This is a genomic window from Promicromonospora iranensis (genome assembly GCF_028994775.1).
Taxonomy (GTDB): Bacteria; Actinomycetota; Actinomycetes; order Actinomycetales; family Cellulomonadaceae; genus Promicromonospora; species Promicromonospora iranensis_A.
On sequence record NZ_JAJQMN010000002.1, the window covers coordinates 176,291 to 200,999 of the forward strand.

The 24,709-nt window shown below is 70.8% G+C and carries 26 protein-coding genes; 9 read left to right on the forward strand and 17 right to left on the reverse strand.

What is annotated here, in order from left to right; genetic code table 11:
* Window positions 1–25 precede the first annotated feature (25 nt).
* Both LUU90_RS03640 and LUU90_RS03645 read right to left on the reverse strand, forming a co-directional pair.
* The gene (locus LUU90_RS03640) at window positions 26–940 is read right to left on the reverse strand and encodes a carbohydrate ABC transporter permease (RefSeq protein WP_275001922.1); all 915 of its coding nucleotides are present in this window, start codon (window positions 938–940) and stop codon (window positions 26–28) included.
* Window positions 934–1,959 (reverse strand): ABC transporter permease, encoded by a 1,026-nt coding sequence (locus LUU90_RS03645; RefSeq protein ID WP_425596175.1) that lies wholly within the window; start codon window positions 1,957–1,959, stop codon window positions 934–936. The genes LUU90_RS03640 and LUU90_RS03645 overlap by 7 nt, the downstream gene beginning before the upstream one ends.
* A gap of 257 nt (window positions 1,960–2,216) precedes the next feature.
* Here LUU90_RS03645 and LUU90_RS03650 point away from each other — a divergent pair, with 257 nt between their 5' ends.
* Window positions 2,217–3,233, forward strand: a complete 1,017-nt coding sequence (locus LUU90_RS03650; RefSeq protein WP_275001924.1) for a LacI family DNA-binding transcriptional regulator — start codon at window positions 2,217–2,219, stop codon at window positions 3,231–3,233.
* Window positions 3,234–3,247: 14 nt separating this feature from the next.
* Here the strand turns inward: LUU90_RS03650 and LUU90_RS03655 are convergent, their stop codons facing one another.
* The 3 genes from LUU90_RS03655 to eda are packed head-to-tail and all read right to left on the reverse strand — an operon-like array spanning window position 3,248 to window position 6,050.
* Window positions 3,248–4,243: an SDR family oxidoreductase gene (locus LUU90_RS03655; protein ID WP_275001925.1), complete on the reverse strand. Its 996-nt coding sequence runs from the start codon at window positions 4,241–4,243 to the stop codon at window positions 3,248–3,250.
* 29 nt (window positions 4,244–4,272) lie between these two features.
* On the reverse strand, window positions 4,273–5,373 hold the full coding sequence (locus tag LUU90_RS03660; protein ID WP_275001926.1) for a sugar kinase: 1,101 nt from the start codon (window positions 5,371–5,373) through the stop codon (window positions 4,273–4,275).
* Window positions 5,370–6,050 (reverse strand): bifunctional 4-hydroxy-2-oxoglutarate aldolase/2-dehydro-3-deoxy-phosphogluconate aldolase, encoded by a 681-nt coding sequence (gene eda, locus LUU90_RS03665; protein ID WP_275001927.1) that lies wholly within the window; start codon window positions 6,048–6,050, stop codon window positions 5,370–5,372. The genes LUU90_RS03660 and eda overlap by 4 nt, the downstream gene beginning before the upstream one ends.
* 69 nt (window positions 6,051–6,119) lie before the next feature.
* Here eda and LUU90_RS03670 point away from each other — a divergent pair, with 69 nt between their 5' ends.
* Window positions 6,120–6,857: an IclR family transcriptional regulator gene (locus LUU90_RS03670; protein WP_275001928.1), complete on the forward strand. Its 738-nt coding sequence runs from the start codon at window positions 6,120–6,122 to the stop codon at window positions 6,855–6,857.
* 74 nt (window positions 6,858–6,931) lie between these two features.
* Here LUU90_RS03670 and LUU90_RS03675 read toward each other — a convergent pair whose 3' ends face one another.
* From LUU90_RS03675 to LUU90_RS03720, 10 genes are all read right to left on the reverse strand, one after another.
* On the reverse strand, window positions 6,932–7,738 hold the full coding sequence (locus LUU90_RS03675) for an SDR family oxidoreductase (protein ID WP_275001929.1): 807 nt from the start codon (window positions 7,736–7,738) through the stop codon (window positions 6,932–6,934).
* Window positions 7,735–8,775, reverse strand: a complete 1,041-nt coding sequence (locus LUU90_RS03680; RefSeq protein WP_275001930.1) for a zinc-dependent alcohol dehydrogenase — start codon at window positions 8,773–8,775, stop codon at window positions 7,735–7,737. The genes LUU90_RS03675 and LUU90_RS03680 overlap by 4 nt, the downstream gene beginning before the upstream one ends.
* Before the next feature lies 1 nt (window position 8,776).
* Complete coding sequence (locus LUU90_RS03685; protein ID WP_275001931.1) at window positions 8,777–9,814, reverse strand: C-terminal binding protein; 1,038 nt, start codon at window positions 9,812–9,814, stop codon at window positions 8,777–8,779.
* On the reverse strand, window positions 9,811–10,560 hold the full coding sequence (locus LUU90_RS03690; RefSeq protein WP_275002288.1) for an SDR family oxidoreductase: 750 nt from the start codon (window positions 10,558–10,560) through the stop codon (window positions 9,811–9,813). The genes LUU90_RS03685 and LUU90_RS03690 overlap by 4 nt, the downstream gene beginning before the upstream one ends.
* A 104-nt stretch (window positions 10,561–10,664) precedes the next feature.
* A complete protein-coding gene (locus LUU90_RS03695) occupies window positions 10,665–11,414 on the reverse strand; it encodes an IclR family transcriptional regulator (RefSeq protein ID WP_275001933.1) in 750 nt (249 codons plus the stop codon).
* Window positions 11,415–11,430: 16 nt separating this feature from the next.
* Complete coding sequence (kduI, locus tag LUU90_RS03700) at window positions 11,431–12,270, reverse strand: 5-dehydro-4-deoxy-D-glucuronate isomerase (protein WP_275001934.1); 840 nt, start codon at window positions 12,268–12,270, stop codon at window positions 11,431–11,433.
* Window positions 12,271–12,300: 30 nt separating this feature from the next.
* Complete coding sequence (locus tag LUU90_RS03705) at window positions 12,301–13,605, reverse strand: TRAP transporter large permease (RefSeq protein WP_275001935.1); 1,305 nt, start codon at window positions 13,603–13,605, stop codon at window positions 12,301–12,303.
* 13 nt (window positions 13,606–13,618) lie between these two features.
* A complete protein-coding gene (locus LUU90_RS03710; RefSeq protein WP_275001936.1) occupies window positions 13,619–14,122 on the reverse strand; it encodes a TRAP transporter small permease in 504 nt (167 codons plus the stop codon).
* A 23-nt stretch (window positions 14,123–14,145) separates the two neighbouring features.
* Entirely contained in the window at window positions 14,146–15,192 is a 1,047-nt protein-coding gene (locus LUU90_RS03715) for a TRAP transporter substrate-binding protein (protein ID WP_275001937.1), read from the reverse strand.
* Between the two features lie 213 nt (window positions 15,193–15,405).
* Window positions 15,406–17,967, reverse strand: a complete 2,562-nt coding sequence (locus LUU90_RS03720) for an ATP-dependent Clp protease ATP-binding subunit (RefSeq protein WP_275001938.1) — start codon at window positions 17,965–17,967, stop codon at window positions 15,406–15,408.
* 297 nt (window positions 17,968–18,264) lie between these two features.
* On the opposite strand from LUU90_RS03720, the gene LUU90_RS03725 reads away from it, so the two are divergent.
* The 3 genes from LUU90_RS03725 to LUU90_RS03735 are packed head-to-tail and all read left to right on the forward strand — an operon-like array spanning window position 18,265 to window position 20,420.
* Window positions 18,265–18,885 carry a hypothetical protein gene (locus tag LUU90_RS03725; protein ID WP_275001939.1) on the forward strand — a complete coding sequence of 207 codons (621 nt, stop codon included), beginning with the start codon at window positions 18,265–18,267 and terminating at the stop codon, window positions 18,883–18,885.
* Window positions 18,886–18,934: 49 nt separating this feature from the next.
* Window positions 18,935–19,804 carry a hypothetical protein gene (locus LUU90_RS03730; RefSeq protein WP_275001940.1) on the forward strand — a complete coding sequence of 290 codons (870 nt, stop codon included), beginning with the start codon at window positions 18,935–18,937 and terminating at the stop codon, window positions 19,802–19,804.
* Between the two features lie 37 nt (window positions 19,805–19,841).
* Window positions 19,842–20,420 (forward strand): alpha/beta family hydrolase, encoded by a 579-nt coding sequence (locus LUU90_RS03735; RefSeq protein ID WP_275001941.1) that lies wholly within the window; start codon window positions 19,842–19,844, stop codon window positions 20,418–20,420.
* A 25-nt stretch (window positions 20,421–20,445) separates the two neighbouring features.
* Here the strand turns inward: LUU90_RS03735 and def are convergent, their stop codons facing one another.
* Window positions 20,446–21,135, reverse strand: coding sequence for a peptide deformylase (gene def / locus LUU90_RS03740; RefSeq protein ID WP_275001942.1), 690 nt, complete (start codon window positions 21,133–21,135; stop codon window positions 20,446–20,448).
* Between the two features lie 23 nt (window positions 21,136–21,158).
* Here def and zapE point away from each other — a divergent pair, with 23 nt between their 5' ends.
* On the forward strand, window positions 21,159–22,226 hold the full coding sequence (gene zapE, locus LUU90_RS03745) for a cell division protein ZapE (protein ID WP_275001943.1): 1,068 nt from the start codon (window positions 21,159–21,161) through the stop codon (window positions 22,224–22,226).
* Complete coding sequence (locus LUU90_RS03750; protein ID WP_275001944.1) at window positions 22,219–22,656, forward strand: DUF2809 domain-containing protein; 438 nt, start codon at window positions 22,219–22,221, stop codon at window positions 22,654–22,656. Before zapE ends, LUU90_RS03750 begins: the two co-directional genes overlap by 8 nt.
* Here the strand turns inward: LUU90_RS03750 and LUU90_RS03755 are convergent.
* Window positions 22,653–23,258 carry a TetR/AcrR family transcriptional regulator gene (locus tag LUU90_RS03755; protein ID WP_275001945.1) on the reverse strand — a complete coding sequence of 202 codons (606 nt, stop codon included), beginning with the start codon at window positions 23,256–23,258 and terminating at the stop codon, window positions 22,653–22,655. The genes LUU90_RS03750 and LUU90_RS03755 overlap by 4 nt on opposite strands.
* Window positions 23,259–23,370: 112 nt before the next feature.
* Between LUU90_RS03755 and LUU90_RS03760 the strand changes: the two genes are divergently transcribed.
* The gene (locus tag LUU90_RS03760) at window positions 23,371–24,216 is read left to right on the forward strand and encodes an SDR family NAD(P)-dependent oxidoreductase (protein WP_275001946.1); all 846 of its coding nucleotides are present in this window, start codon (window positions 23,371–23,373) and stop codon (window positions 24,214–24,216) included.
* 98 nt (window positions 24,217–24,314) lie between these two features.
* Window positions 24,315–24,701: a DoxX family protein gene (locus tag LUU90_RS03765; protein WP_275001947.1), complete on the forward strand. Its 387-nt coding sequence runs from the start codon at window positions 24,315–24,317 to the stop codon at window positions 24,699–24,701.
* The last annotated feature ends 8 nt before the right edge of the window (window positions 24,702–24,709 follow it).

Below are 24,709 nucleotides of genomic sequence, written 5' to 3' on the forward strand. Positions count from 1 at the left end.
TCCTCACGTGTCGGACGGCCTCTGGTCAGCCCTTGACGGAGCCGAGCATCACGCCGGACACGAAGTACTTCTGGATGAACGGGTACACGCAGATGATCGGCAGGACCGTGAGCAGCATCGCCACGGACTGGACGTTCGCCTGGATCTGCACGGTGTCGCTGCCGAGGTCCGTCGTGGAGGTCGCCGCGGCGAGCAGGTTGCGCAGGTAGAGCGTGACCGGGTACATGTCGCGGTCGTTCAGGTACAGGTACGCCTGGAACCATGAGTTCCAGAACTGGACCGCGTAGAAGAGGGTCATCGTGGCGATGACCGCCTTGGACAGCGGGAGCACGATGCGGAAGAACACGCCGTACTGCGACATGCCGTCGATCTCCGCGGCTTCCTCGAGCTCCTTGGGGAAGTTGTCGAAGAACGACTTCATGACCAGCAGGTTGAACACGTTGATCGCACCGGGCACGACGATCGCCCACATCGTGTTCTTGAACCCGAGGGCGTCGATCAGCAGGTAGTTCGGGATCAGGCCGCCCGCGTACAGCATGGTCACCATGGCCAGCCCGATCATGACCCCCCGCCCCTTCAGGTACGGCTTGGACAGCGCGTACGCGAAGGTGGTGGTCAGCGCCATCGCGATCACCGTGGCGAGCACCGTGTACACGATCGTGTTGCGGTAGTTGACCCAGAAGATCGAGTCGCCCATCACGCTCGCGAACGTGGTCAGGTTGAACCCGCGCGGCCACAGGTTGACCTGGCCGGCGGCGATATAGGCCTGGGAGCTGAACGCCTTCGCCACCATGTTGACGAAGGGGTAGAGCGTCAGGAACGTGATCACCACCAGCACGATCCCGTTGACGGCCCGGAACAGCCGGTAGCCGGGGGTGTCCTTGACCGTGATCGTGGCGGAGCTGACCGCCGTGATGTCGGGAGTGTTCGTCGTCACCACAGGGAGGCTCCCACCGCTCGCTTCGAGATCTGGTTGGCCGTGACGACCAGTGCGACGCCGATCAGGGCCTCGAACAGGCCGATCGCGGCGGCGAACGAATAGTTGCCGCCCTCCCCGATCCCCACGCGGTACAGGTAGGTGGAGAGCACGTCGGCCGTGTCGTACGTGAGGGGGTTGTAGAGCAGCAGGACCTTCTCGAACCCGACCGCCATGAAGCTGCCGATGTTCAGGATGAGGAGCACCATCATCGTCGGCCGGATCCCCGGGAGCGTGATGTGCCAGGTCTGCTGCCACCGGTTGGCGCCGTCGATCCGCGACGCCTCGTAGAGCTGGTCGTCGATCGTGGTCAGCGCGGCGAGGTAGAGGATGGTGCCCCAGCCGACCGTCTGCCATACCTCGGAGGTCAGGTAGATCGTGCGGAACCAGTCGGCCCGTTGCATGAACGGGATCGCCTCGCCGCCGAACGCCTCGATGACCTGGTTGATGGTGCCGTTGATGGCGGTGAGCTGGAAGACCATGCCGGCCACGATCACTATCGACATGAAGTGCGGCAGGTAGGTGACGGTCTGGACCACTCGCTTGAAGAGCCGCGACCGCAGCTCGTTCAGCATCAACGCCAGGATGATCGGCAGCGGGAAGCAGATCGCCAGGGTGAGCCCGCCGAGGATGACGGTGTTCCAGAAGACGTCCCAGAACGGTTTGCTGCCGATGAACATCTCGAAGTAGTAGAGGCCCACCCACTCGTCGCCGAACATCGAGCCGCCCGGCCGGTACCGGCGGAACGCGATGACGTTGCCGATCATGGGCACGTAGCGGAACACCAGGAGGAAGATCACCGGCAGGACCACGAACGTGTACAGGCGCCAGTGCCTCCGCAGGGAGACGCGCCAGGTCTCGTTGTTGCGCAGCTGTTGCGGCGGCATGAGCCCGTCGCCGACGGCGGCGCCACCCGCGCCCCGGCCGGGCAGCCCGCCGCCGGTCCGGGGAACGGCGTCTACCGTCCCAGTGCCTCGTGCCATCAAGTCCTCCGGTCACCTCGCCGTGCCGGGCCTCACGAGGAGGGCGCCACGTCTTCGTGGAACGTTTTCGAAACTATCGGCGACCTTACCGACAGCCATTGGCTGGGACATTAGGGTGGCTACCGTCACATCGTCAAGGCCGGGCCATGACTGACAGCGTCACGATGTGATTACGCCGGACTTCTGCGCCGGAGTGCCTACGGCTGGTGTACGGTCAGGAGCGAAAGTTTCAGCGGACAGATCGAAAGGGCTGCGGGATGACAGACGTACGGCCCAGCCCCACCATCGCGTCGATAGCGAGCGAGCTCGGTCTGTCGGTGCCCACGGTGTCCAAGGTGCTCAACGGCAGGGCCGACGTCGCCCCCGCCACCCGCGACCGCGTCGAGGCGGCGCTGGAGAAGCACCAGTACCGGCGCCGGCGTCCGGCGACCGCGCCACCCGGCACCGCCCTGATCGACCTCGTGTTCCACCGCCTGGGCTCCGGCTGGTCCATGGAGATCATCCGCGGCGTCGAGGACGCCGCGGCCGAGTCCCGCACCAGCGTGATCCTGTCCGAGCTGGGCGGTGTGCACCGCCCGCCCGCCCAGTGGCTCGACACGACCATCGCGCGCCCGCCCCTGGGCGTGCTGCTCGTCGCCGCGAACCTGTCCGAGGGACAGCACCAGCAGCTCGACCGGCGCAGCATCCCCTACGTGGTGATCGACACCGACGGCGAGCCCCCTGCCGACGTCGCCTCGGTGGGCTCCGACAACTGGAACGGCGGGCTGCAGGCCACCCGCCACCTGCTCGCGCTGGGGCACCGCCGCATCGCGATGATCACCGGACCGTGGGACATGCTGTGCAGCCGCGCCCGCGTCGACGGGTTCCGCTCCGCGCACGAGGAGGTGGGCGCCACCGTCGACCCCGCGCTCGTGCGGGAGGGCAACTTCTACGTCGAGGCCGGATTCGACCAGGGCCTGGACCTGCTGTCCCGGCCGGACCGGCCCACCGCGGTGTTCGCCGGCTCCGACATGCAGGCCCTCGGGCTGCTCCGCGCCGCCCATCAGCTCGGCCTGCGCGTGCCGGAGGACCTGTCGGTGGTGGGCTACGACGACCTGCCGCTCGCCTCGTGGGTCGGCCCGCCGCTCACGACCGTGCGACAGCCGCTCCGCGAGATGGGTGCGGCCGCCACGCAGATCCTGCTGGACATCGCGCGCGGCCGGTCACCGAAGGTGCGCCGCCTCAACCTCTCGACCGAACTGGTGGTCCGGGAGTCGACGGCGCCGCTGAGCTGACCGGGCGTTCGGGGTCAGAGGGCGCGCGCGTGTGCCGCGAGCCGGTCGAACGCCGCGTCCAGCCCGGCGTCCACCACCTGCGCCTCGGGATGGGCGTCGAACCAGGACATCTGCTCCTCGGCCCCCACGTCGTACGTGATGGTGGTGCCGAACTCGGGCACCAGGGTCCGCACCTTGGAGATGTCGAAGACCATCGAGTGCGCCTTGTCCCCCACCAGGCCGGGCCCCAGCTCGGGGAGCACCCGGGCGATCGTCTCGGACGCCACGTGCACCAGGTCCGGGTTCGGCACGCCTGCCGCCTGGGCCAGCCAGGTGTAGATCTGGTCCCACGTGGGCGCGTGCGTACCGGTGATGTGGAACGCCTCCCCCACGGCCAGCGGGTGGCCGAGCAGGCCGACGAACCCGACGGCGAAGTCCTCGGTGTGCGTCAGCGTCCACAGCGACGTGCCGTCACCGTGGACGACCACCGGCTTGCCCGCGCGCAGGCGGGCGACGTCGGTCCACCCGCCCGATGTCGGCAGCAGGGTGCGGTCGTACGTGTGCGACGGCCGCACGATCGTCGCGGGGAACCCGTTGTCCCGGTACTCGCGGACCAGCAGGTCCTCGCACGCGATCTTGTCCCGTGAGTACTGCCAGAACGGGTTGCGCAGCGGCGTCGACTCCCGGACGGGCAGCCGCGACGGCGGCGTCTGGTACGCCGACGCCGACGAGATGAACACGTACTGCCCGGTCCGGCCCGCGAACTGCGCGACGTCGCGGGCCACATGCTCCGGGCTGAACGCCCGGAACTGCGCCACGACGTCGAACTCCCGGGAGCCGAGCACCCGGGCCACGGCCTCAGGGTCGTTCGCGTCCGCGACAAGGGTCTCGACGTCCGCGGGAAGCGCACGGATCGAGGACCGGCCTCTGTTGAGCACCGTCACCCGGTGCCCGAGCCGTGCGGCCCGGGCCACCGAGGCGTGGCTGATGATTCCGCTTCCACCGATGAACAGGATGCTCTTGGACGACATGTCGCCAATCCTTGCACCCAAAGGCCAGGTCAGCGCTGTACGCGGGCACTTCCTCCGCCGGCCAGCTTGGCGACCTCGGCGAGCGTCACCATGGTGGTGTCACCGGGGGTCGTCATCGCGAGCGCACCGTGCGCGGCGCCGTACTCGACGGCCTCCTGGAGCGAACCGAGCTCCATGAGCCCGTACGCCAGACCGGAGGCGAACGAGTCGCCGCCACCGACGCGGTCGAAGATCTCCAGGTCGGCCCGGTGGGTCGCCTCGGCGAAGCCCTCCTTGCGCGACCACGCGATGGCACCCCAGTCGTTGCGCGACGCCGAGCGGACGCCGCGCAGCGTCGTCGCGATCACCTGGAAGTTCGGGTACGCCTCCGACGCCGTCTCGATCATGGCCCGGAACGCGCCCGTGTCCAGATCGGTGAGGTTCTCGTCAACGCCCTCGACCTCGAAGCCGAGCGAGGCCGTGAAGTCCTCCTCGTTGCCGATCATCACGTCGACGTGCTGGGCCAGGCGCCGGTTGACCTCTCGGGCGCGCTCCTCGCCGCCGATGCCCTTCCACAGCGAGGGCCGGTAGTTCAGGTCGTACGACACGATGGTCCCGTGGCGGCGGGCGGCCGACATCGCGGCCTCGGCGACGTCGGCGCTGCTCTCGGAGAGCGCCGCGAAGATGCCACCCGTGTGCAGCCAGCGCACGCCCCGGGAGAACAGCGCGTCCCAGTCGACGTCGTCGGGCTTCATCTGCGAGATGGCGGTGTTGCCGCGGTCGCTCACGCCGACGGCGCCGCGCGCCCCGAAGCCGCGCTCCGTGAAGTTGAGACCGTTGCGGACCTCACGGCCGATGCCGTCGTAGGGCACCCACCGCACGTACTGCGTGTCGAGGCCGCCGGTCAGCATGAAGTCCTCGACCAGCCGGCCGATCTCGTTGTCGGCGAGGGCCGTGACGATCGCGCCACGCAGGCCGAAGCAGCGGCGCAGACCGCGGGCCACGTTGTACTCGCCGCCGCCCTCCCACACGTCGAAGTTGCGGGCCGTGCGCACGCGCCGGTTGCCCGGGTCGAGGCGGAGCATCACCTCGCCGAGGGCCACGACGTCGTACGCGCTCTCGGCGGCGGGGCGGACGTTGAGCGAGGTCATCGGTTGTTCCCTTCGTTGCTGGTCGAGCCTGTCGAGATCTGTGCGGCGAGCGCCACGGCGTCGCGCGTGCGGGTGGTGATCTGGTCCCAGTCGCCCGCGGTGACGAGCTTGCGGTCGACCATCCAGGAGCCGCCGACGGCGAGCACCGGCTTCAGCGTCAGGTAGTCGGCGAGGTTGGCGGCGCTGACGCCGCCCGTCGGCACGAACCGCAGGCCCGGGAACGGCGCGGAGAACGCCTTGATGGCGGCCGGTCCGCCGACGACGGACGCCGGGAACAGCTTGACGACGTCGATCCCGAGGTCGAGCGCGGCCATGATCTCCGACGGCGTGGCCACGCCGGGCAGCACGGGGATGCCGTGCTCCTGGGCGCGCAGCACGACGGCGGCCGACAGCCCCGGGGACACGATGTAGCGCGCGCCGGCGGCGACGACGTCGTCCACCTGCTGCACGGTGGTCACGGTGCCCGCGCCCACCACGACGTCGGGCTGGTTCTTCGCGACCGCGCGGATGGCGTCGACGCCGCCCGCGAGGCGCAGCGTGATCTCGGCGACGGGCAGGCCGCCCGCGACGAGCGCGTCGGCCAGGCGGGCGCCCTCGTCGGCGCCGTCGACCACCACGACCGGCACGAGCCGGTGGGCGGCGAGGGTCTCGAGGACTGTGCTGTCCGCGGATGACATCGGATCTCCGTTTCGCTATGGTGAACGCCTGTTGTTCACTGCGAAACGCATGCTACGTGAGGGAGCCCCATGGATGCCAGCCCGCTCGGGAGCGTCGACAAGGCGCTGCTGGCGCTCGACACGCTCGCCGGCTTCGGCGCCCGGGGCGCCTCCCTGGCCGCTCTCGCGCAGGCCGTCGGTGTCAGCAAGCCGACCCTGCACCGCACGCTCGCCGCGCTGCGCCACCGCGGGTACGCCGAGCAGACGCCGGAGGGCGCCTACCGCCTCGGCCCGGCCGCGCTCGCCCTGGGCAGCTCGTACCTGGCCGAGGAGAACCTGCCCGCGCTGCTGCACCCGGCCCTGACCGCACTGAGCGAGAAGACCGACGAGCTGGTGCACCTCGGCGTGCTCGCCGGGCGTGAGGTCGTCTACCTCGACAAGGTCGAGCCGCAGCGGGCGGTCCGCGTGTGGTCCGCCGTCGGACGGCGGCGCGCGGCCGCGACCACCGCGCTCGGCCGTGCGCTCCTGTCGGTCCAGGAGCTCGACGAGGCGGCGCTCGCCCGGTTCGCCGGCGACGAGGCCCGCCCGGGCCGGCTCCGCGAGGCGCTGGCCGCGGCCCGTCTCGCCGGGATCGCCGGCGAGACGGAGGAGAACGAGCCCGGCATCGCCTGCATAGCGATCCCCCTGCTCCGGTCCGGTCGGGCCGTCGCGGCGGTCAGCATCACCGCGCCGGTCGAGCGGCTCACCGGCACGGCGCGTGCCGACCGGGTGGCGGCGCTCCGCGAGATCCTCCCGCCTCTCCTCCCGGCCGGCCTGACCACCCCGTGAGTGCTGGCTATCTGCGGTTTCCGGGGCCAGAACAGCACAGATAGCCAGCACTCAGCGGCGGGGGCGGTGGCGGGTCAGCGGGCCAGCCAACCGCCGTCGACCGCGAGGACCTGGCCGTGCACGTAGGCGGCCGCCGCGGACGCGAGGAACACGACCGCGCCTCCGACGTCCTCCGCCGTACCCCAGCGCCCGGCCGGGATCCGCGCCGAGATCTGCTGGGACCGCACCGGGTCCCGCAGCAGGGCCTCGTTCATCTCGGTGTCCATGTACCCGGGCGCGACGGCGTTGACGTTCACGCCCTGCCCCGCCCACTCGTTGCAGAGCGCCTTGGTCAGCTGCGCCACCGCACCCTTGCTCGCCGCGTAGGCCGGGACGGTGATCCCGCCCTGGAAGCTGAGCAGCGAGGCCACGTTCACGACCTTGCCGCGCCCGCGGTCGAGCATCGGCCGCCCGAAGAGCTGGCACAGCCGGAACACCGCGCGCAGGTTGACCTGGAGCACGGCGTCCCAGGCGTCGATCGGGAAGTCCACCGCCGCGTGCCGGTCCTGCGTCCCGGCGTTGTTGACGAGGATGTCGACGTCGCCGTCCGCGAGCACCTGGGCCGCCGCCGCCTCGACGGACGCCAGGTCGGCCAGGTCGACAGGCACGAACCGCAGCTCCCGCCCGCGCGCGGCGGCGTGCTCGGTGAGGTCGGCCCCGGGCCCGGACCGCGCCAGGACCACCACGTCGGCGCCGGCGTCGAGCAGGGACCGCGCGATGCCCGCACCGAGTCCGCGCGTCCCGCCCGTGACCACGGCCACCGAGCCAGCCAGTGAGAACGGTGCGGCGGGCTGCCGGACGAGCGGCTCGGACGCCGCAGAGCCCTGCGGGTCGCCGGTCATGCCTCGCCCCCCGCCGGGGTGACCAGCACCTTCAGCGCGGCTCCCCCGTCGGCCGCCGCGGCGACCGCCGCCGAGACCTCCGTCAGCGGGAAGACCTGCACGGGTACGCGGTCCAGGCCCAGCGCGTCCGTCGCGACCAGCTCGATCGCCCGCACGACGTCGGCCCGGGTGTAGACGCGCACGCCGCGCACCGACAGCTCCTTGAAGCAGACGGCGCGCAGGTCCACGGGTGCCGGCGCCTTGTGCACGCCGACCACCACCACCGAGCCGAGCACGCGGGTGGCAGCGGTCAGCTCCGGCGTCACGGCCGGGTGCCCGGCCGCGTCGAACGTGAGGTCCGCGCCCTCCCCGCCGGTGTGCTCGAGCACCACGTCCGTCAGCGTCCGGTCACCGGGGACGACGGTGAGGCCGAGGTCCGCGAGCACCTCGCGGCGCCAGGCCGAGGGCTCGCTCACGATCACACGGGCCGCACCCGCGTGCCGGGCCACCAGTGCCGTGAGGACGCCGATCGGCCCGCCGCCGGCCACCGCCACGACGTCGCCGTCGTCGACGCGCGCCGTGCTCACCGCGTGCACCGCCACCGCGAGCGGCTCGACCAGGGCACCCACGCGCGGGTCCACGCCGTCCGGCAGCCGGTGCAGCACCGCCGGGGGCAGGGCCACGTACTCCGCGAGGCCACCGGGTGCGTCGATGCCGTACAGCTTCAGGTCACGGCAGACGTGGGTGGCGCCCGCCCGGCAGGCGCGGCAGTCCCCGCACGAGATCAGCGGTTCGACGACGACCGTCGCGCCGGCCTCCGGACCGCTGTCGCCCGGCGAGACCACCGTGCCGACGATCTCGTGACCGGGGACGAGCCCGGCCTCCGCGCGCGGATGAGCACCGTGCACGATGGCCAGGTCGGTGCCGCAGATGCCGTTGTACAGCACCCGCACCAGGGCCCAGCCCGGCGGCACCTGCGGAAGCGGCAGGTCGCGCACGCTCATGGTGTCCGCCGCGTCCCACACGGCGGCGGTCATCGTGGTCGGGTTGGTCGGCATGTCAGGCTCCGATCGGCTGGGTGGCGAGGTGGGCGGTGCGGCCACGACCCCAGGCCTCGGGGTTCACCACCTCACGGGGCGGGCGGCCGGCCAGCACGTCGACGACGTTCTGCGCCGTGCGCCGCTTCAGCTCCCGGTAGGACTCCTCCGTGTACCAGGCGAGGTGCGGCGTCAGCACCACGTTGTCGAAGCGGGTCAGCGGATGGTCGGTGGGCAGCGGCTCGACGTCGTGCGTGTCGATGGCGGCGCCGCCGATCGCGCCCCTGTCGAGCGCGGCGACCAGCGCCTCGGTGTCCAGCACCCCGCCACGGGCCGTGTTCACGACCACCGTCGTCGGCCGCATCAGCGCGAGCTGGTCGGGCCCGATCAGGCCGCGGGTGCCGTCGTGCAGCGGAACGTGCACGGACACGACGTCGGCGGTCGCGCACAGCTCCTCGAGGCCGACGGCACGCACGCCGCGGTAGTCGGCGCCCGGCGTCGCGAGCACGTCGTAGCCCACGACGTCGTACCCCAGGCCCGCGGCCTTGCGGGCCGTGGCCCGCCCGATCCTGCCGAGCCCGACGACGCCGAAGGTCCGCCCGGCGATCTGGTGCAGCGGCCGCACCTTTGGCAGGTCGACCCGGCCGGCACGCACCCCGCGGTCGAGCAGCGGGATGCCGCGCACCACCGCGAGCGCCATGCCTATCGCGTGGTCGGAGACCGCCTCGGTGCCGTAGTCGGGCACGTTGCACACGGCTATGCCCCGTTCGGTGGCGGCCTGGACGTCCACCGAGTCGACGCCGACGCCGTAGCGGCCGACGACGCGCAGGCGGGGCAGGGCGTCCATGAGCGCGCCGTCGATCGTCGCGTACTGCACGAGGATCCCGTCGGCGTCCGCGCAGGCGCGCTCCAGCGCCGCACGGTCGTGGGCCTGCTCGACGCGGAAGGCCGCCCCGGCAGCGCGGGCGACGTCCTCCTCCTGGACGAACGCGTCGTGGTCGCACTCGGTGACCACCATCGACAGGCCCGCGGTCGGGGCCGGTGCCGCCGTCGCGTTCATCGGGCCAGCCAGCCGCCGTCGACGGGGATGATGGCGCCGTGCACGTAGTCGGACGCCGGCGCGGCGAGGTAGAGCACCGCGCCGGCGATGTCCTCGGGGGTGGCCCAGCGGCCCGCCGGGATGCGGCCGAGGATCTCGGCGTTGCGGTCCGCGTCGCCCCGGAGGGCGTCGGTGTTGGCGGTGGCGACGTAGCCGGGTGCGACCGCGTTGACGTTGACGCCTCGTCCGGCCCACTCGTTCGCGAGGGCCTTGGTCAGGCCGGCGAGCGCCGACTTCGACGAGGTGTAGCCCGGCACGTTGACGCCGCCCTGGAAGCTCAGCATCGAGGCGGTGTTGACGATCTTGCCGTGGCCGCGTCCGAGCATGGACCGGCCGACCTCGCGGGACAGCGTCCAGGCGGACCGCAGGTTCACCTCGATCACGTGGTCGAAGTCGGCGTCCGGGTGCTCGGCCGCCGGAGCCCTGCGGATGGTCCCGCCGTTGTTGACGAGCACGTCCACCTCACGCTCGGCCAGGCGGTCGCACAGCTCGGCGACGGCGGCCCGGTCGGAGAGGTCGGTGGCGATCGGCGTGAAGCTGCGGCCCGTCGCCTCGACGGCCTGGCGGGCGTCGCTGTCGCCGTCCGGCATCGTGGTGCTGACGCCGATGACGTCCGCACCGGCCCGCGCGAGGAGGGTCGCGATGCCCAGCCCGATACCCTTGCTCGCTCCCGTCACGACGGCGGTGCGGCCGGACAGGTTGAACATCCGGGACACTGCCGGGTCGATGTCGGGGGCGGTGGTGCTCGTAGTGCTCACGTTTGGTTTTCTTTCGTCAGGGTCCGGGGCGGTCCCGGCCGGGCACGCATGCCCTACCGGTCGCCCCCGAGTGCGTGGGTGATGTCGGCGGCCGCCTTGTTCAGGTCGTCGGCCATCGCGGCGAGCTGCCCCTCCGTGTGCTCGAGCGCGAGCGAGGAGATCGACAGCCCGTAGTTGGAGTGCCCCGTGTGGTCGCGGACGGCGGTGCCGATGCAGACGACGCCCGGCACGTTCTCCTCGCGGTCGAACGCGTAGCCGTCCCTGCGGATGTCGGCGAGCTCCGCGCGGAGGTCTTCCAGGGTGGTGAGGCTGCGGGCGGTCCGGCGCGGGAGCCCGGCACGGTTGACGAAGCGCTCGATCGCGTCGTCGTCGAGCCGGGCCAGGATCGCCTTGCCGATCGCCGAGGTGTGCAACGGGATCGCGGCGCCCACGCGGGACGGCATCCGGTACGGCTTGTCGGAGTCGGTGCGGACCAGGTAGATGATCTCGTCGCCGCTCAGTACCCCGACGTGCACGGTGCACTGCACGCGGCGCACCAGGTCGTCGACGTACGGCTGGACGATGGTCGAGACGTCCACCCGGTCGTAGGCGACGCCGGCGAGCGAGAGGATCTTGGGACCGGGCACGTGCCCGCCGCCGTCGGCGACCCGGATGAAGTCCCGCTCGACGAGCGTGGCGAGTATGCGGTGGACCGTCGCCTTGGGCAGGTTCACCGCGGTCACGATCTCGCTGAACCGCTCGTGCGTCATCGCCGCCTCGAGCACCATCAGCGTCTTCTCGCTGGCCGTCGTCGCCTCGCTCATCACTGCCTCCTGGTTGTCAACGCATCGTGGACACGTCGAAGCCGTCCATGTCGTCGAACGCCTGGTTCTCACCGGCCATGGCCCACACGAAGGAGTATGCGGCGGTACCGACCCCGGAGTGCACGGACCAGCTGGGTGAGATCACGGCCTCCCGGTCGCCGATGACGAGGTGCCGCGTCTCGGTGGGCTCCCCCATGATGTGGATGACACGCGCCTCGGCGGGCAGGTCGAAGTAGAGGTAGCACTCCGTACGCCGGTCATGGGTGTGCGCCGGCATCGTGTTCCACATGGAACCGGGGTGCAGGGTCGTGACACCCATGACCACCTGGCACGACCGCACACCGTTCTCGTGGATGTACTGGTTGAGCGTGCGGCGGTTCGAGGTCACCGGGTCGCCCAGCTCTCGCACCGTGCCCTGGCCCGGCGGCACCAGTGTGGTCGGGTACGCCGTGTGCGCCGGCGCGGAGAACAGGTAGAACCGCGCGGGCCCGGCCTCCGCCGTCGGGTCGACGGAGGCGAGCACGACGTCGGCGGCACCCCTGCCGACGTAGAGGCAGGCGCCGTGGTCCAGCCGGTGCTCGGTGCCGTCCACCGTGATGGTGCCGGGGCCGCCCACGTTGACGATGCCCGCCTCGCGGTGCTCGAAGAACTGCTCCGAGCGGATCTCGGGGTAGCCGGGCAGCGTCAGCGGCGCCGACACCGGGCTGATCCCGCCGAGCACCACCCGGTCGTGGTGGGTGTAGACCGTACGGATCTCGTCGTCGACGAAGAGCTCGGGGACGAGGTAGCGCCGACGCAGGTCGTCCGTGGTCATTCCGGGAATCTGGTCAGGTGCGGTGGCGTATCGCTGTTCCAACTGGATGCCTCCTTGGCAGGGTAGGACGGGCTAGACGAGCCCGAGGACGGTGGGCAGCCACATCGACAGCGCCGGGGTCATCGCGACGACCACAAGCAGGAGCACCAGCGCGACGAAGTACGGCACGAGCCGGCGGATGACACTCTCGATCGACATCCCGGAGATCCGGGCACCGACGAAGAGGACCGGGCCCACCGGCGGTGTGATCGTGCCGATCGACAGGGCCATCACCATGAAGATGCCGAAGTGGACGGGGTCCATCCCGAACGCCGTGACGACGGGCAGGAAGATGGGCGCGAAGATCAGCACGGCCGGCGTCGGGTCCATGAAGCAACCGATGGCCAGCAGCAGCACGACGATCAGGATGATCAGCACGTACGGGTTGTTCGTCACGGACAGCAGCGCGTCGGTGACCAGCTGCGGGATCTGCGCGAACGACATGACCCACGACATCACCGCGGAGACGCCGACCAGGAACATCACGATCGACGTGGTGCGCGTGGACTCGAGCAGGATGCCGTACAGGTCGCGGACCTTGACCGTCCGGTAGACGAACGCCAGCATCAGCGAGTAGACCACCGCGATGCAGGACGCCTCGGTCGGCGTGAAGATGCCCGCCAGGATGCCGCCGATCACAACGACGATGAGCAGCAGGGCGGGGATCGCCTCGAGCGTCACGCGCAGCGCCGCCGCGAACGACAGCCGCTCGGTGACACGCAGCTCCGGCCGCTTGCGGGAGTACAGGTAGACGATCACCATGCACACCGCCGCCCAGAGCAGGCCCGGCACGTAGCCGGCCATGAAGAGCGCCGCGATCGACGTGCTCGACACCAGCGAGTACACGATCATCAGGTTGCTCGGCGGGATGATCATCCCCGCGGGCGCCGACGCGATGTTCGTGGCGGCGGAGAAGTCCCTCGGGTACCCCTCCTTGGCCTGGAGCGGACCCATCGTGGACCCGACGGCGGCGACGGACGCCACCGCGGAGCCGGAGACCGCGCCGAACATCGCGTTCGCCGCGACGTTGGTCTGCGCGAGCGACCCGGGGGTACGCCCGACCAGCATCTTGGCGAAGTTGACGAGCCGTAGCGCGATCCCGCCGTTGTTCATGATCACGCCGGCCAGCACGAAGAACGGGATCGCGAGCAGCGAGAAGTTGTTGATACCGCGGAACATCTGCTGGGCGGACGTCAGCAGACCGTTCTCGAAGCCCAGGGCCGTGATCGCCGCAGCCGCGGCGGACGTGCCGACGGCCACGGAGACCGGGACCCCCAGGACCAGCAACACGGCGATTCCTACCACCAGGACGAGCCCGGCGAGAGCAGCCACCTCCATGTGTACGACCTCCTCAGATGGCGTCCGGCTCGCCGTCGGCGGTGGCGTTCTCCACGCCTCGCACGACGGCCACCAGGTGGTAGGCGGTGTAGAAGAGCACCAGGGCGCCCGACAGCGGGAGCGCCAGGTAGAGCCAGCCGACGTTCAGCGGCAGGCCGGGCAGGTTCTGGTTCCAGGCGAGCTCGGAGACCTGCCACCCGCCGTAGACCAGCACGAGGGCCGCGAAGGCTCCGATCACCACCTGGCCCAGCACGGCGTTCCAACGCTGCCAGCGCTGCGGCAGCTTCTGGACGACCGCGTCGATGGCGATGTGCCCCCGCTCACCGAAGACGAGCGCCGCACCGAAGAGGCCGAGCCAGATGAAGATGTACTTGGCGAGCTCCTCGGACCAGGTGCTCGGCGCGGACAGGACCTGCCGGGTGAAGACCTGCCACACCACGACCAGCACCAGCACCGCGAACAGCGCGACGCAGAACCACTTCAGCGCGGTATCGAGACCCTGCTTGACGTGTGTCATCGGTTCCGAACCTCAGTGCCGGGTCACTCGGCGGCCGCACGGACGCTGTCGTACAGGTCCTTTGCGGTGTCGGTGGTGAGCGACTCGTCCAGGAGCGGCTCGACGGCCTTCCGGAACGGCTCGATGTCCGGCTCGTTAAACTGGGCGCCCGCCTCCTCGGCGGCTGCCTGGCTCTCGGTCATGATCTCCGTGGTCAGCTCGCTGGACTCCTCGTACGCCACCTGGAGCTCCTCGAGGAACACGGCGCGGTCCTCCTCGGACATCGCGTCGAAGACCGCGGGGCTCGTGATGAGGTAGTCCGGGATCATGAGGTGCTTGGTGTACGAGTAGTACGGCGCCACCTCGGCGTGCTTGAGGTTCGCGTAGATGGACTCGTTGTTCTCGCCGCCGTCGAGCACGCCGGACTGAATGGCCGTGTAGACCTCGCCCTGGCCCATCGGCGTGCCCGTGCCACCCATGAGGTCGAGCATCCGGGTGTTGGTGTCCGACTCCATGACCCGGATCTTCAGCCCGTCGAGGTCCTCGGGCTTCTCGATCGGGTGCGAGGAGTTGTAGACGCTGCGGACGCCGGCGGAGAAGCCGCCCAGCACGCGCAGGTTCTGGTCCTCGATCGAGCTGAACAGGTCGCCGGTGATCTCCGGGTCGTTGAGCACCGCTTCCTGGTGCTCCTGCGAGTCGTAGACGTAGGGCAGGTTCAGCGCGACGAAGTCAGGGTTGAAGTTCTCCAGCAGCGAGCCGGCGACGAGCGCGAAGTCGACGGTGCCGGACTGGACGAGCTCCACCGTGTCCTTCTGCGCGCCGAGCGTCTCGTTCGGGAACACCTCGAGCGTGTAGCGGCCGTCGGTCCGCTCCGCGAGGCGCTCACCCAGGTTGGTCATGGCGACCGCCTCGGGCTGGTCCGCGTTCTGGTTGAAGGCGACCTTGAAGACCGTCTCCGCCTCCGGGGCGCCGGCCCCGCCCGCGGCGTCGGTGCCACCCTCGGCGGGGGCCTCGAAGCCACTGCCACAGGCCGTGAGCGCCACAGCCACGAGCGCCGCCGTGCCGGCGACAACCATCTTCTTGAGCCTCATCGCTTCTCCTTCTGCTCAACGTCGAGCGGGACTTCCATCGGTACGGGTGGTCCGCCTAGCGGAACTGAGTTCTGTTGTACGGAACCATCTTGAGGTCGAACATGTCAAACTCGGCCCCGTTCGGACGAGGCTGGTCCTGCCGCGAACGCACGAAGGCCCGGCCACCCCTCTCGGGGTGACCGGGCCTCTGTGGTCCGGAGTACTACCGGGTGATCAGGCTCCGCCGGCAGCCATCTGGCCCGACGGCGGCAGGTCGCGCGGCACCAGCCCGGCGCCCGCGGGCACCGACTGCGGCTCGGCCTGGGTCGGACGACGGCGCTCGTCGCGCTCCACACCGCGGAACGTGAACTCGCCGAGGATGCCCTCGCCCTCGCCGTCGACGATCACCAGCTGACCAGCCGTGAGCTCGCCGAACAGGATCTTCTCGGACAGCGAGTCCTCGATCTCCCGCTGGATCGCCCGCTTGAGCGGACGGGCACCGAGGACCGGGTCGTAACCCTTCTCAGCCAGCAGGTGCTTGGCGGCGGGCGTGAGCTCGAGGCCCATGTCCCGGTCGCGCATACGACGGTCGAGCTTCGCGATCTCCAGGTCGACGATCTGGATGATCTCGTCCTGGGAGAGCTGCGGGAACACGACGGTGTCGTCGACACGGTTGAGGAACTCCGGCCGGAAGTGCTGCTTGAGCTCCTCGTTGACCTTCGCCTTCATGCGCTCGTAGGAGGTCACCAGGTCGCCGCCGGAGTTGAAGCCGGTCTGCACGCCCTTGGCGATGTCCCGCGTGCCGAGGTTGGTGGTCATGATGATCACGGTGTTCTTGAAGTCGACCACTCGACCCTGCGAGTCCGTGAGCCGCCCGTCCTCGAGCACCTGGAGCAGCGAGTTGAAGATGTCGGCGTGCGCCTTCTCCACCTCGTCGAACAGGACCACGGAGAACGGCTTGCGACGCACCTTCTCGGTGAGCTGGCCACCCTCGTCGTAGCCGACGTATCCGGGCGGGGAGCCGAACAGTCGCGAGACCGTGTGCTTCTCCGAGAACTCGGACATGTCGAGCTGGATGAGGGCGTCCTCGTCGCCGAACAGGAACTCCGCGAGGGCCTTGGCGAGCTCGGTCTTACCGACACCCGTGGGGCCGGCGAAGATGAACGAGCCACCGGGGCGCTTCGGGTCCTTGAGGCCGGCACGCGTACGGCGGATGGCCTGCGACAGCGCCCTGATCGCCGTCTCCTGGCCGACGACCCGCTTGTGCAGCTCGTCCTCCATGTGGAGCAGCCGGCTGGACTCCTCCTCGGTGAGCTTGACGACCGGGATGCCCGTGGACATCGCCAGCACCTCGGCGATCAGCTCGTCGTCGACCTCTGCGACCGTGTCGAGGTCGCCCGACTTCCAGGCCTTCTCCTTGTCCGCACGGAGCTGCGTGAGCTGCTTCTCCTTGTCACGCAGGCCGGCGGCCTTCTCGAAGTCCTGCTCGTCGATCGCCGACTCCTTCTCGCGGCGCGCCTCGGCGATGTTCTCGTCGAGCTCCTTGAGCTCCGGCGGCGCCGTCATGCGACGGATGCGGAGGCGTGCGCCGGCCTCGTCGATCAGGTCGATCGCCTTGTCCGGCAGGAACCGGTCGTTGATGTACCGGTCGGCGAGCGTGGCCGCGGAGACCAGCGCGGAGTCCGTGATGGACACGCGGTGGTGCGCCTCGTAGCGGTCGCGCAGGCCCTTGAGGATCTCGATGGCGTGCTCGAGCGACGGCTCGGACACCTGGATCGGCTGGAAGCGGCGCTCCAGGGCCGGGTCCTTCTCGACGTACTTGCGGTACTCGTCGAGCGTGGTGGCACCGATGGTCTGCAGCTCACCGCGAGCCAGCATGGGCTTCAGGATGGAGGCTGCGTCGATCGCGCCCTCGGCGGCACCCGCACCCACCAGGGTGTGGATCTCGTCGATGAACAGGATGATGTCGCCCCGCGTGCGGATCTCCTTGAGCACCTTCTTGAGGCGCTCCTCGAAGTCACCGCGGTAACGCGAACCGGCCACCAGCGCGCCGAGGTCCAGCGTGTACAGCTGCTTGTCCTTGAGCGTCTCCGGGACATCACCCTTGACGATGTCCTGCGCCAGACCCTCGACCACAGCCGTCTTGCCGACGCCGGGCTCACCGATCAGCACCGGGTTGTTCTTGGTGCGGCGGGACAGGACCTGCATGACCCGCTCGATCTCCTGCGTACGACCGATGACCGGGTCCAGCTTGCCCTCGCGCGCGGCCTGGGTGAGGTTGCGGCCGAACTGGTCGAGCACTGCCGAACCCGCGGGCTGGCCCTCCTGAGGACCACCTGCGGAGACCGGCTCCTTACCCTGGTAGCCGCTCAGCAGCTGGATGACCTGCTGGCGCACCTTGTTCAGGTCGGCACCCATCTTGGTGAGCACCTGTGCTGCGACGCCCTCACCCTCGCGGATGAGACCGAGCAGGATGTGCTCCGTGCCGATGTAGTTGTGGCCGAGCTGCAGCGCCTCGCGGAGCGACAGCTCAAGCACCTTCTTGGCACGCGGCGTGAACGGGATGTGCCCGCTCGGCGCCTGCTGCCCCTCACCGATGATCTCGGTGACCTGGGTGCGGACGCCGTCCAGCGAGATCCCGAGCGACTCGAGCGCCTTGGCGGCTACGCCCTCACCCTCGTGGATGAGGCCGAGCAGAATGTGCTCCGTGCCGATGTAGTTGTGGTTCAGCATCCGCGCCTCTTCTTGGGCGAGGACGACGACCCGACGGGCGCGATCCGTAAATCTCTCGAACATGTGCTGCTCCCTCACGAGCGGCGTACACCTGCACCGGCGGTACCAGGCCTGACCGCAACGACTCTATGCGGTCACAACGCGCCCATGGGCCGGTTGATGCCCATGTTCGCCAGGGGCGTGACGATGTCCGGCCCTTGAGAGGTGTCGGACCCCCCGTCGCGCGGCGACACGCCCGGGCGCAGGCTCTCGATGGCGAGTCCCGGCTGATTCCGGGCCGATTCCGGTGGAGGTCGTTGACGCCTTCCGCCGCACCCGGCAGTCTCGGTGTCAGACCCGAACCCGCCCCGGGGAGGCCACATGGCGGACGAACCGAGCCCGACCCCCGAGTCCTGGGAACAGATCGTCGCGCGCTTCGCGCGTTTCTCCGGCGTCGTCGGTGAGGTCGACGACCCCCTGACCTGGGGGCTCGACCTCGTCGAGGAGGAAGTCACGGGGATCGCCGACAGCACGGACCCCACCGAGGAGCGCTTCCTGCGCTCCTATCGCACGTTCTCCGGCGAGACCGTCGAGGTCGAGACGCTGCGCGTGCCCGCGACGCCGGCACAGATCGAGGACATCGTCCGCGCCGCCTGCAGCGGCGCGCTCGTCGCACCGCTGCACGCCGACGTCGACCCGGCGGCGCCGCCGGAGATCGCCGACGTGACCGACCTGGCCGAGTCCTACCAGGACTACCGCAGCGCCATGCGGGCGATCGTGGCCGAGGTCGACGACGTCCCGTGCGAGACGCGGCAGTTCCGGGTCGACGGCACGGGCAAGCGCTGCATGCGCGTCACCGTGCGCAACGTGACCGCCGTCTACTCCCCGGCCGCCGACCGCGCGGTCGTGGTGACCGGGCCCGCCGACCTGGTGGACCGGGTGGACGTGATCACGCGCCCCATCCGCAACCTCCTCCACGGCGAGGAAGGCCCGCGCTTCTAACCCGCTCCTTATCCTTGGCAAGACGCCGCGCGGCGGTACGATCGCCGCTGTGATACGTGCCACCGCCTCCGACACGACGCCGCAGCCGACGGTGCGTGCTGCCCCGGCACGACGCCCCGCCCTTCTGGTCCTGCTCGTGCTCCTGCTGACGATGCTCGCCCTGGGAAGCAGCGCCGCCGTCGGGCAGCGGGCCACCGCCGCCAAGTTCTCGAACGACAACATCTGGGTCAACGCCGACGGCGTCGCCTTCGAGCGGGGCAGCGAGAGCGACGAGGTCGCCTACGTGGTCCGGCCGCCCGGGGAGCGCAGGGGTGGCAGGGCCTTCTCCCGCGAGCTCACCCGGGACGAGCAGCGCCAGGGCTGGACCTCGTTCTGGGAGGCCTGGCAGGCCTATCCGGACGGCTACTGCGTGGTGTGGGTGGAGGTCGAGGACGCGAGCAACTGGCACGAGTCGGGGAACAACACCGCGTGCCGGGGCAACCCTCAGCAGGCCCCCACGTCGACACCCACACCAACCCCGACGCCCCCCAAGGCCGACGAGCCCGCGGAGGGCCAGGCCCCGGCCGCGCCGAAGCCCGCGCGGCCGCCGGCCCCGGTCGCGGAGGACTCGCCGGCGCCCTCCTCGGCCCCGACGCCCGTCGCGTCGCCCACGCCCCCGACACCGACGCCGGCGCCGACACCCAGCGCGAGCCCGTCACCGTCGCCGTCCGTCTCGGGCACGCCGAGCCCTTCGCCGTCCCACACGTCCCCCCAGGCGGCGCTCCTGCAGAATCTCCGCGACCAGCAGCAGCCACAGACGCAGGCGGTCGCCGTCCAGCAGGACGAGATCATCTCGCCGCTCGGCTGGGTGGCCGTGCTGGGCGCCGGCGCGCTGCTCGCCGCCGGCGGCGTGCTGTTGCTCTGGCGACGCCTGACCTGATCTGCTCGACCGGCACCGTCCAGGGCAGACTGAGCGTGTGAGCATTCCCGCAGGCCTCCTGTTGACCCCTGGCGCGGGCGCGAACCGGGACAGCCCGGCCCTCGTCGCGGTGGAGCAGGCCCTGGCCGACGTCGAACCGCCCCTCCCCGTGCGCCGCGCCGACTTCCCGTACCGCCTGGAGGGCCGCCGGATGCCGGACCGGGCGCCGGTCGCCGTCGCGCACCTACGGGCGGAGGCCGCCGCGTGGGCGGACGAGCTCGGTGTCGCGACCGACCGGCTGCTCCTCGGCGGGCGGTCGTACGGCGGACGGATGTGCTCGATGGCCGTGGCGGAGGGCCTGCCCGCAGCGGGCCTGGTGCTGCTCAGCTATCCGCTGCACCCACCGGGACGGCCCGAGAAGCTCCGCGTGGAGCACTTCGGGCAGATCGCGGTCCCCACGCTGTTCGTGTCCGGCGACAAGGACCAGTTCGGCACCCCGGAGGAGCTGGCGGAGCACGTTGCGGCGATCCCGCGGCCCGTCACGACCGTGACCCTGTCCGGCGCGCACGACATGCGCGGCGTCGCCCGGCAGAAGGAGGTCGCGGACGCGGTGGCGAGCTGGGCCACCTCGCTGTGAACGCCGAGCGGGTCAGCCGAGCGGGTCAGCGGCCGCCGGCGGGCTTCTCGGGGTACTCCGGCGGCGTCTTGTCGAGCTCGATGGCGATCTCGCGGCGTTCCGCGATGATGTGCGGACGCTCCTCGTCGCGCTGCTCCAGCGCGTCCGCCTGCAGGTCCTCGCTCAGGTGGTCCCAGTAGAGGGTGCCGTCGAGGTGCTGCGACTCGTGGATGAAGCAGCGCGCCAGGTATCCGGTGCCCGACAGCTGCACCGGCCCGCCGTGCTGGTCCACGCCGCGCACCGTCGCCCGGCCCGGGCGCTCCAGCGGCTCGTACGCACCGGGCACCGAGAGGCAGCCCTCCTCCTCGGTCTCGGGCTCGGCCTCGGGGTCCGTCTCGAGCACCGGGTTCACCACGTGGCCCACGTGGCGGTCGCCCGTCGAGTCGGTGAGGTCGTACACGAACACCCGCAGGTCCACGCCGATCTGGGGGGCCGCGAGGCCCACGCCCTGCGCCGACTCCATGGTGGCGAACAGGTCGTCGATCAGCCGGGCGAGCTCCGGGGTCGAGAACGCGTCGACCGTCCGGGCCGGGTTGTGCAGCACCGGCTCACCGATCTCGGTGATGCGCAGCACGCGGCCGCGGTGCACCTCGGGCGCTGTCGCGGGATATTCCTCGACCGGTTCGCCGAGCAGATAGGTGACGGGCTTGCGCCGTCGGGCGCGGGTCCATGCCATGGCACAGAGGGTACCTTCGACGCATGCAGTCCACGCCGATCCGCGACGCCGCGCGCGAGGCGGGGTACGTGCTCGACGCCGCACAGCAGGCCGCGGCGGAGCACCTCGAGGGAGTGCTGGACCGGATGCAGGCGGGTCCCGCGAGGCGGCGCCGTGACGGCGCGCACGGCGTCTATCTCTGGGGGCCCGTGGGCCGCGGCAAGACCTGGCTCCTGGACCGCTTCCACGGTCTCGCGGGCGGCCCGAGGTTCCACTTCCACGAGTTCTACCGCGCGCTGCACGCCGAGGTGTGGGCGCGCACAGGCACACCGGACGCGATGGACGGCGCGCTCGACGCGCTCCTCGGCGATACGTCTGTGCTCTGCTTCGACGAGCTGCACCTGCACGACGCCGGAGACGCCATGCTCCTGTCCCGCGCCCTGCGCAACCTGTTGGCCCGCGGGGTGACGCTTGTCGCGACGTCGAACTACCCGCCGCAGGGCCTGCTGCCCGACCCGCTGTTCCACGAGCTCGCCGAGCCGCTCATCGCCCTCCTGGAGGCGGAGCTGGATGTCCTGCGCGTCGACGGTCCGGTGGACTACCGCGAGCTCCGGGTGCCCGACGCCGCGCCGGTCGCTCCGGGCTGGCGCGGTGGAGCCGCCCTCGTACCGGGTTCCGCTCGGCAGCTCGCCGACGCCGGCCTGGTCCCACCGAGCTCTCGCGAGGCCGTGGCAGTCCCACTTGGCGGCGGCCGGAGCGTGCGGGCGCTCCGGGCGACGGCCGGCGCCGTGTGGTTCGATTTCGCCGGCCTGTGCGCTGCCCCGATATCGGCGCTGGACATGTTGTCGCTCGCAGAGCGGTACGGGCGGTGGGTGGTGTCCGACGTCGTGCCGTTCGCCGACTGTCATGTGACCACCCAGCAGCGGTTCGTGAGCCTCGTGGACGTGCTGTACGACCGGGATCTGCCCCTGGTGCTGACGGCGCCGCGGCCGCTCGACGAGGTGCTCGCGGTGCCCGTCGGCCGCCCTGCGCCGCCGGACCTCGCCCGTGCCTCCAGCCGCCTGCGGCAGCTGCGGCAGACTGCGCAGATGAGCGGCACCCGTGATGGGTGAGGCGACTGGCGAGGTGACGGTCCGGGACCGGCTCCGGCGTCGGACCGTACCTGTCCTCGCGGCGGCGGTGACCGTGGCGGCAGGGCTGTCCGTACGGTCGGTGCTCGGCGGTGACCTCGCGAAGTACGCGGGTGATGCGCTCTACGCGCTGCTGATCTTCTGGCTCGTGCTCGTGGTGGCGCCACGTACCCGAGCCTCGACAGCCGCAGCCGTGGCGTTCGGGGTGAGTGTGGCGGTCGAGCTCTTCCAGCTCACCGGTGTCCCCGCCGAGCTCGGCGCGCACAGCACGCTCGCGCGGATGGTGCTCGGCACCACCTTCAACGCGCCGGACCTGCCGTTCTACGCCGTGGGGGCGGCGCTCGGGTGGGCTCTGCACCGCACCGCGCGGGGGGTCCGGTCGACGCGGCGGCGCGCCACGGACTCCCGCTAGGCAGAGCCGGCCAGCCCTCGCAGCGCGCGCCGGACGATCGCCCGCACGCCATCGGGCGTGAGGTCGCCGGACCGCTCGGTCCAACGCCGCGTGACCGGCGCGAAGACCAGATCGACAGCCAGGTCCAGGTCGACGTCGACATCGAGCTGGCCCGCCGCCTGGGCCCGGCGCAGCCGACGCCGCTTGAGCTCCCGCATGGGCTCGTCCAGCCGCTCGCGGTAGGCCTGGCTCAGCTCCGGGTCCTCGATGATCGCCGCGGTGAGACCACGCAGGGCGCGGTCGAACGCAGGATCGGCGAACTCCTCGACGGTGGCGACCAGCACGGCCGTCAGGTCCTCCTCGAGGTCACCGGTGTCGGGGAGGTCTGTCGGCTCCCCCGGCCCGAGCGAACGCTCGAGGACGGCGTCCAGCACCAGGGCGCCCTTGGTGGGCCACCACCGGTAGATCGTCTGCTTGCCCACACCGGCCCGGGCGGCCACCTTCTCGATGGTCAGCCGCGCGTAACCGAGCTCGGCGACGACGTCGAAGGTCGTGGCGAGGATCGCCGCGCGGGTGGCGGGGTTGCGACGTCGCCCGGTGGACGCCTGCTGTGCGGTCGGCATGCACGCAGGATATCTCACCAAGACGAGACGTTGCGTATTGACAAACGGATCGTTCGCCTGTCATGGTTCATTCCGAGACGCACCGTCTCGACAAACTATGAGGGGATCTCCCATGAACGAACCAACCAGCACCCCGCGTCGGCGTACCTGGTTCATCACCGGGGCCAGCCGTGGTCTGGGCCGCGCGTTCGCCGATGCGGCGTTGGCCGCGGGTGACCAGGTCGCCGCCGTATCGCGCACGATCCGGGACGACGACCACCGCGACGGCCTGGTCCAGATCACCGCCGACGTCCGTGACCCGGCGGCGGTCGGCGCGGCCGTCCAGCAGGCCGTCGACGCCTTCGGACGGCTCGACATCGTGATCAACAACGCCGGGACCCTGTCGTACGGGTTCGTCGAGGAGTTCACCGAGGCGCAGGTCCGCGCCCAGCTCGAGACCAACTTCTTCGGCGCAGTCTGGGTGACGCAGGCAGTGACCCCGGTGCTCCGCCGGCAGCGGTCGGGCCACCTCATCCAGGTCTCCAGCATCGGCGGCCTGGCCGGCTTCGCGGGAACCGGCCTGTACAGCGCGAGCAAGTTCGCCCTGGAGGGCCTGAGCGAGGCGGTGGCGCACGAACTCGCCGAGTTCGGCGTCGATGTGACGATCGTCCAGCCGGGCGGCTACTGGACGGATCTCTACACCGCGATGGACACCGCGACGCCCCTGCCCGAGTACGACGGGCTGCGCGATCGCCTGGCCGCGCAGTTCGCCGAGAACAGCGTCGACAGCGACCCGAGGCGTGCCGCTGCGGCGATCCTCGAGCTCGTCGCGAGCCCTCGCCCACCGCGCCGGCTGCTCCTCGGCGGCACGGCGTACGACATCGCGTTCGACGTCACCGACGAACGTCGTCGGACCTGGAAGGAGTGGGAGGCCGTGAGCCGCGCGGCCGAGGAGCCGATCCCGGCGCCGGCGGGGTAGCCCGCGTGGCAGGCCCAGGCTCACCTGCGGGCACTGTCACACACAGGGCAGCCGTGTCGTCGGCGGGGCAGTGAACACCCCTGCTCGGAGGAGAACGCATGAACATCGCCCTGTGGATCGTTGCCGGACTGCTCGCCGTCGTCTACGTGGGCAGCGGCGGGCTCAAGGTGCTCGCGAGCAAGCAGTGGATCGCCGGCACCGGGCCTGCCGCCGGCTGGACCGAGGACTTCGGTCCGGCCGCCATCAAGGTCATCGGAGTCCTGGAGGTGCTGGGCGGCCTCGGTCTGGCCCTGCCCGCCGTGGTCGGCATCGCACCGGACCTGGTACCGGTCGCGGCGCTCGGTCTGGTGATGATCATGGTCGGCGCTGTGGTCACCCGGATCAGCCGGCGCGAGTACAAGCTCATGCTGCTGGACATGGTCTACGTGGTGCTGCTCGCCTTCGTGGCCTGGGGGCGCTTCGGGCCGGAGGCGTTCGTGGGCTGACCTCACGC

Coding starts and splice junctions, on each gene's coding strand:
- LUU90_RS03670 (WP_275001928.1), top strand. CDS start 6,120: ATGGATGCCAGCCCGCTCGGGAGCGTCGACAAGGCGCTGCTGGCGCTC.
- LUU90_RS03695 (WP_275001933.1), bottom strand. CDS start 11,414: ATGAGCGAGGCGACGACGGCCAGCGAGAAGACGCTGATGGTGCTCGAG.
- LUU90_RS03725 (WP_275001939.1), top strand. CDS start 18,265: ATGGCGGACGAACCGAGCCCGACCCCCGAGTCCTGGGAACAGATCGTC.
- eda (WP_275001927.1), bottom strand. CDS start 6,050: ATGTCATCCGCGGACAGCACAGTCCTCGAGACCCTCGCCGCCCACCGG.
- LUU90_RS03765 (WP_275001947.1), top strand. CDS start 24,315: ATGAACATCGCCCTGTGGATCGTTGCCGGACTGCTCGCCGTCGTCTAC.
- LUU90_RS03720 (WP_275001938.1), bottom strand. CDS start 17,967: ATGTTCGAGAGATTTACGGATCGCGCCCGTCGGGTCGTCGTCCTCGCC.
- LUU90_RS03755 (WP_275001945.1), bottom strand. CDS start 23,258: ATGCCGACCGCACAGCAGGCGTCCACCGGGCGACGTCGCAACCCCGCC.
- LUU90_RS03645 (WP_425596175.1), bottom strand. CDS start 1,959: ATGGCACGAGGCACTGGGACGGTAGACGCCGTTCCCCGGACCGGCGGC.
- LUU90_RS03685 (WP_275001931.1), bottom strand. CDS start 9,814: ATGAACGCGACGGCGGCACCGGCCCCGACCGCGGGCCTGTCGATGGTG.
- LUU90_RS03750 (WP_275001944.1), top strand. CDS start 22,219: ATGGGTGAGGCGACTGGCGAGGTGACGGTCCGGGACCGGCTCCGGCGT.
- LUU90_RS03705 (WP_275001935.1), bottom strand. CDS start 13,605: ATGGAGGTGGCTGCTCTCGCCGGGCTCGTCCTGGTGGTAGGAATCGCC.
- LUU90_RS03675 (WP_275001929.1), bottom strand. CDS start 7,738: ATGACCGGCGACCCGCAGGGCTCTGCGGCGTCCGAGCCGCTCGTCCGG.
- LUU90_RS03650 (WP_275001924.1), top strand. CDS start 2,217: ATGACAGACGTACGGCCCAGCCCCACCATCGCGTCGATAGCGAGCGAG.
- LUU90_RS03655 (WP_275001925.1), bottom strand. CDS start 4,243: ATGTCGTCCAAGAGCATCCTGTTCATCGGTGGAAGCGGAATCATCAGC.
- LUU90_RS03660 (WP_275001926.1), bottom strand. CDS start 5,373: ATGACCTCGCTCAACGTCCGCCCCGCCGCCGAGAGCGCGTACGACGTC.
- LUU90_RS03680 (WP_275001930.1), bottom strand. CDS start 8,775: ATGCCGACCAACCCGACCACGATGACCGCCGCCGTGTGGGACGCGGCG.
- zapE (WP_275001943.1), top strand. CDS start 21,159: ATGCAGTCCACGCCGATCCGCGACGCCGCGCGCGAGGCGGGGTACGTG.
- LUU90_RS03760 (WP_275001946.1), top strand. CDS start 23,371: ATGAACGAACCAACCAGCACCCCGCGTCGGCGTACCTGGTTCATCACC.
- def (WP_275001942.1), bottom strand. CDS start 21,135: ATGGCATGGACCCGCGCCCGACGGCGCAAGCCCGTCACCTATCTGCTC.
- LUU90_RS03710 (WP_275001936.1), bottom strand. CDS start 14,122: ATGACACACGTCAAGCAGGGTCTCGATACCGCGCTGAAGTGGTTCTGC.
- LUU90_RS03690 (WP_275002288.1), bottom strand. CDS start 10,560: ATGTTCAACCTGTCCGGCCGCACCGCCGTCGTGACGGGAGCGAGCAAG.
- LUU90_RS03715 (WP_275001937.1), bottom strand. CDS start 15,192: ATGAGGCTCAAGAAGATGGTTGTCGCCGGCACGGCGGCGCTCGTGGCT.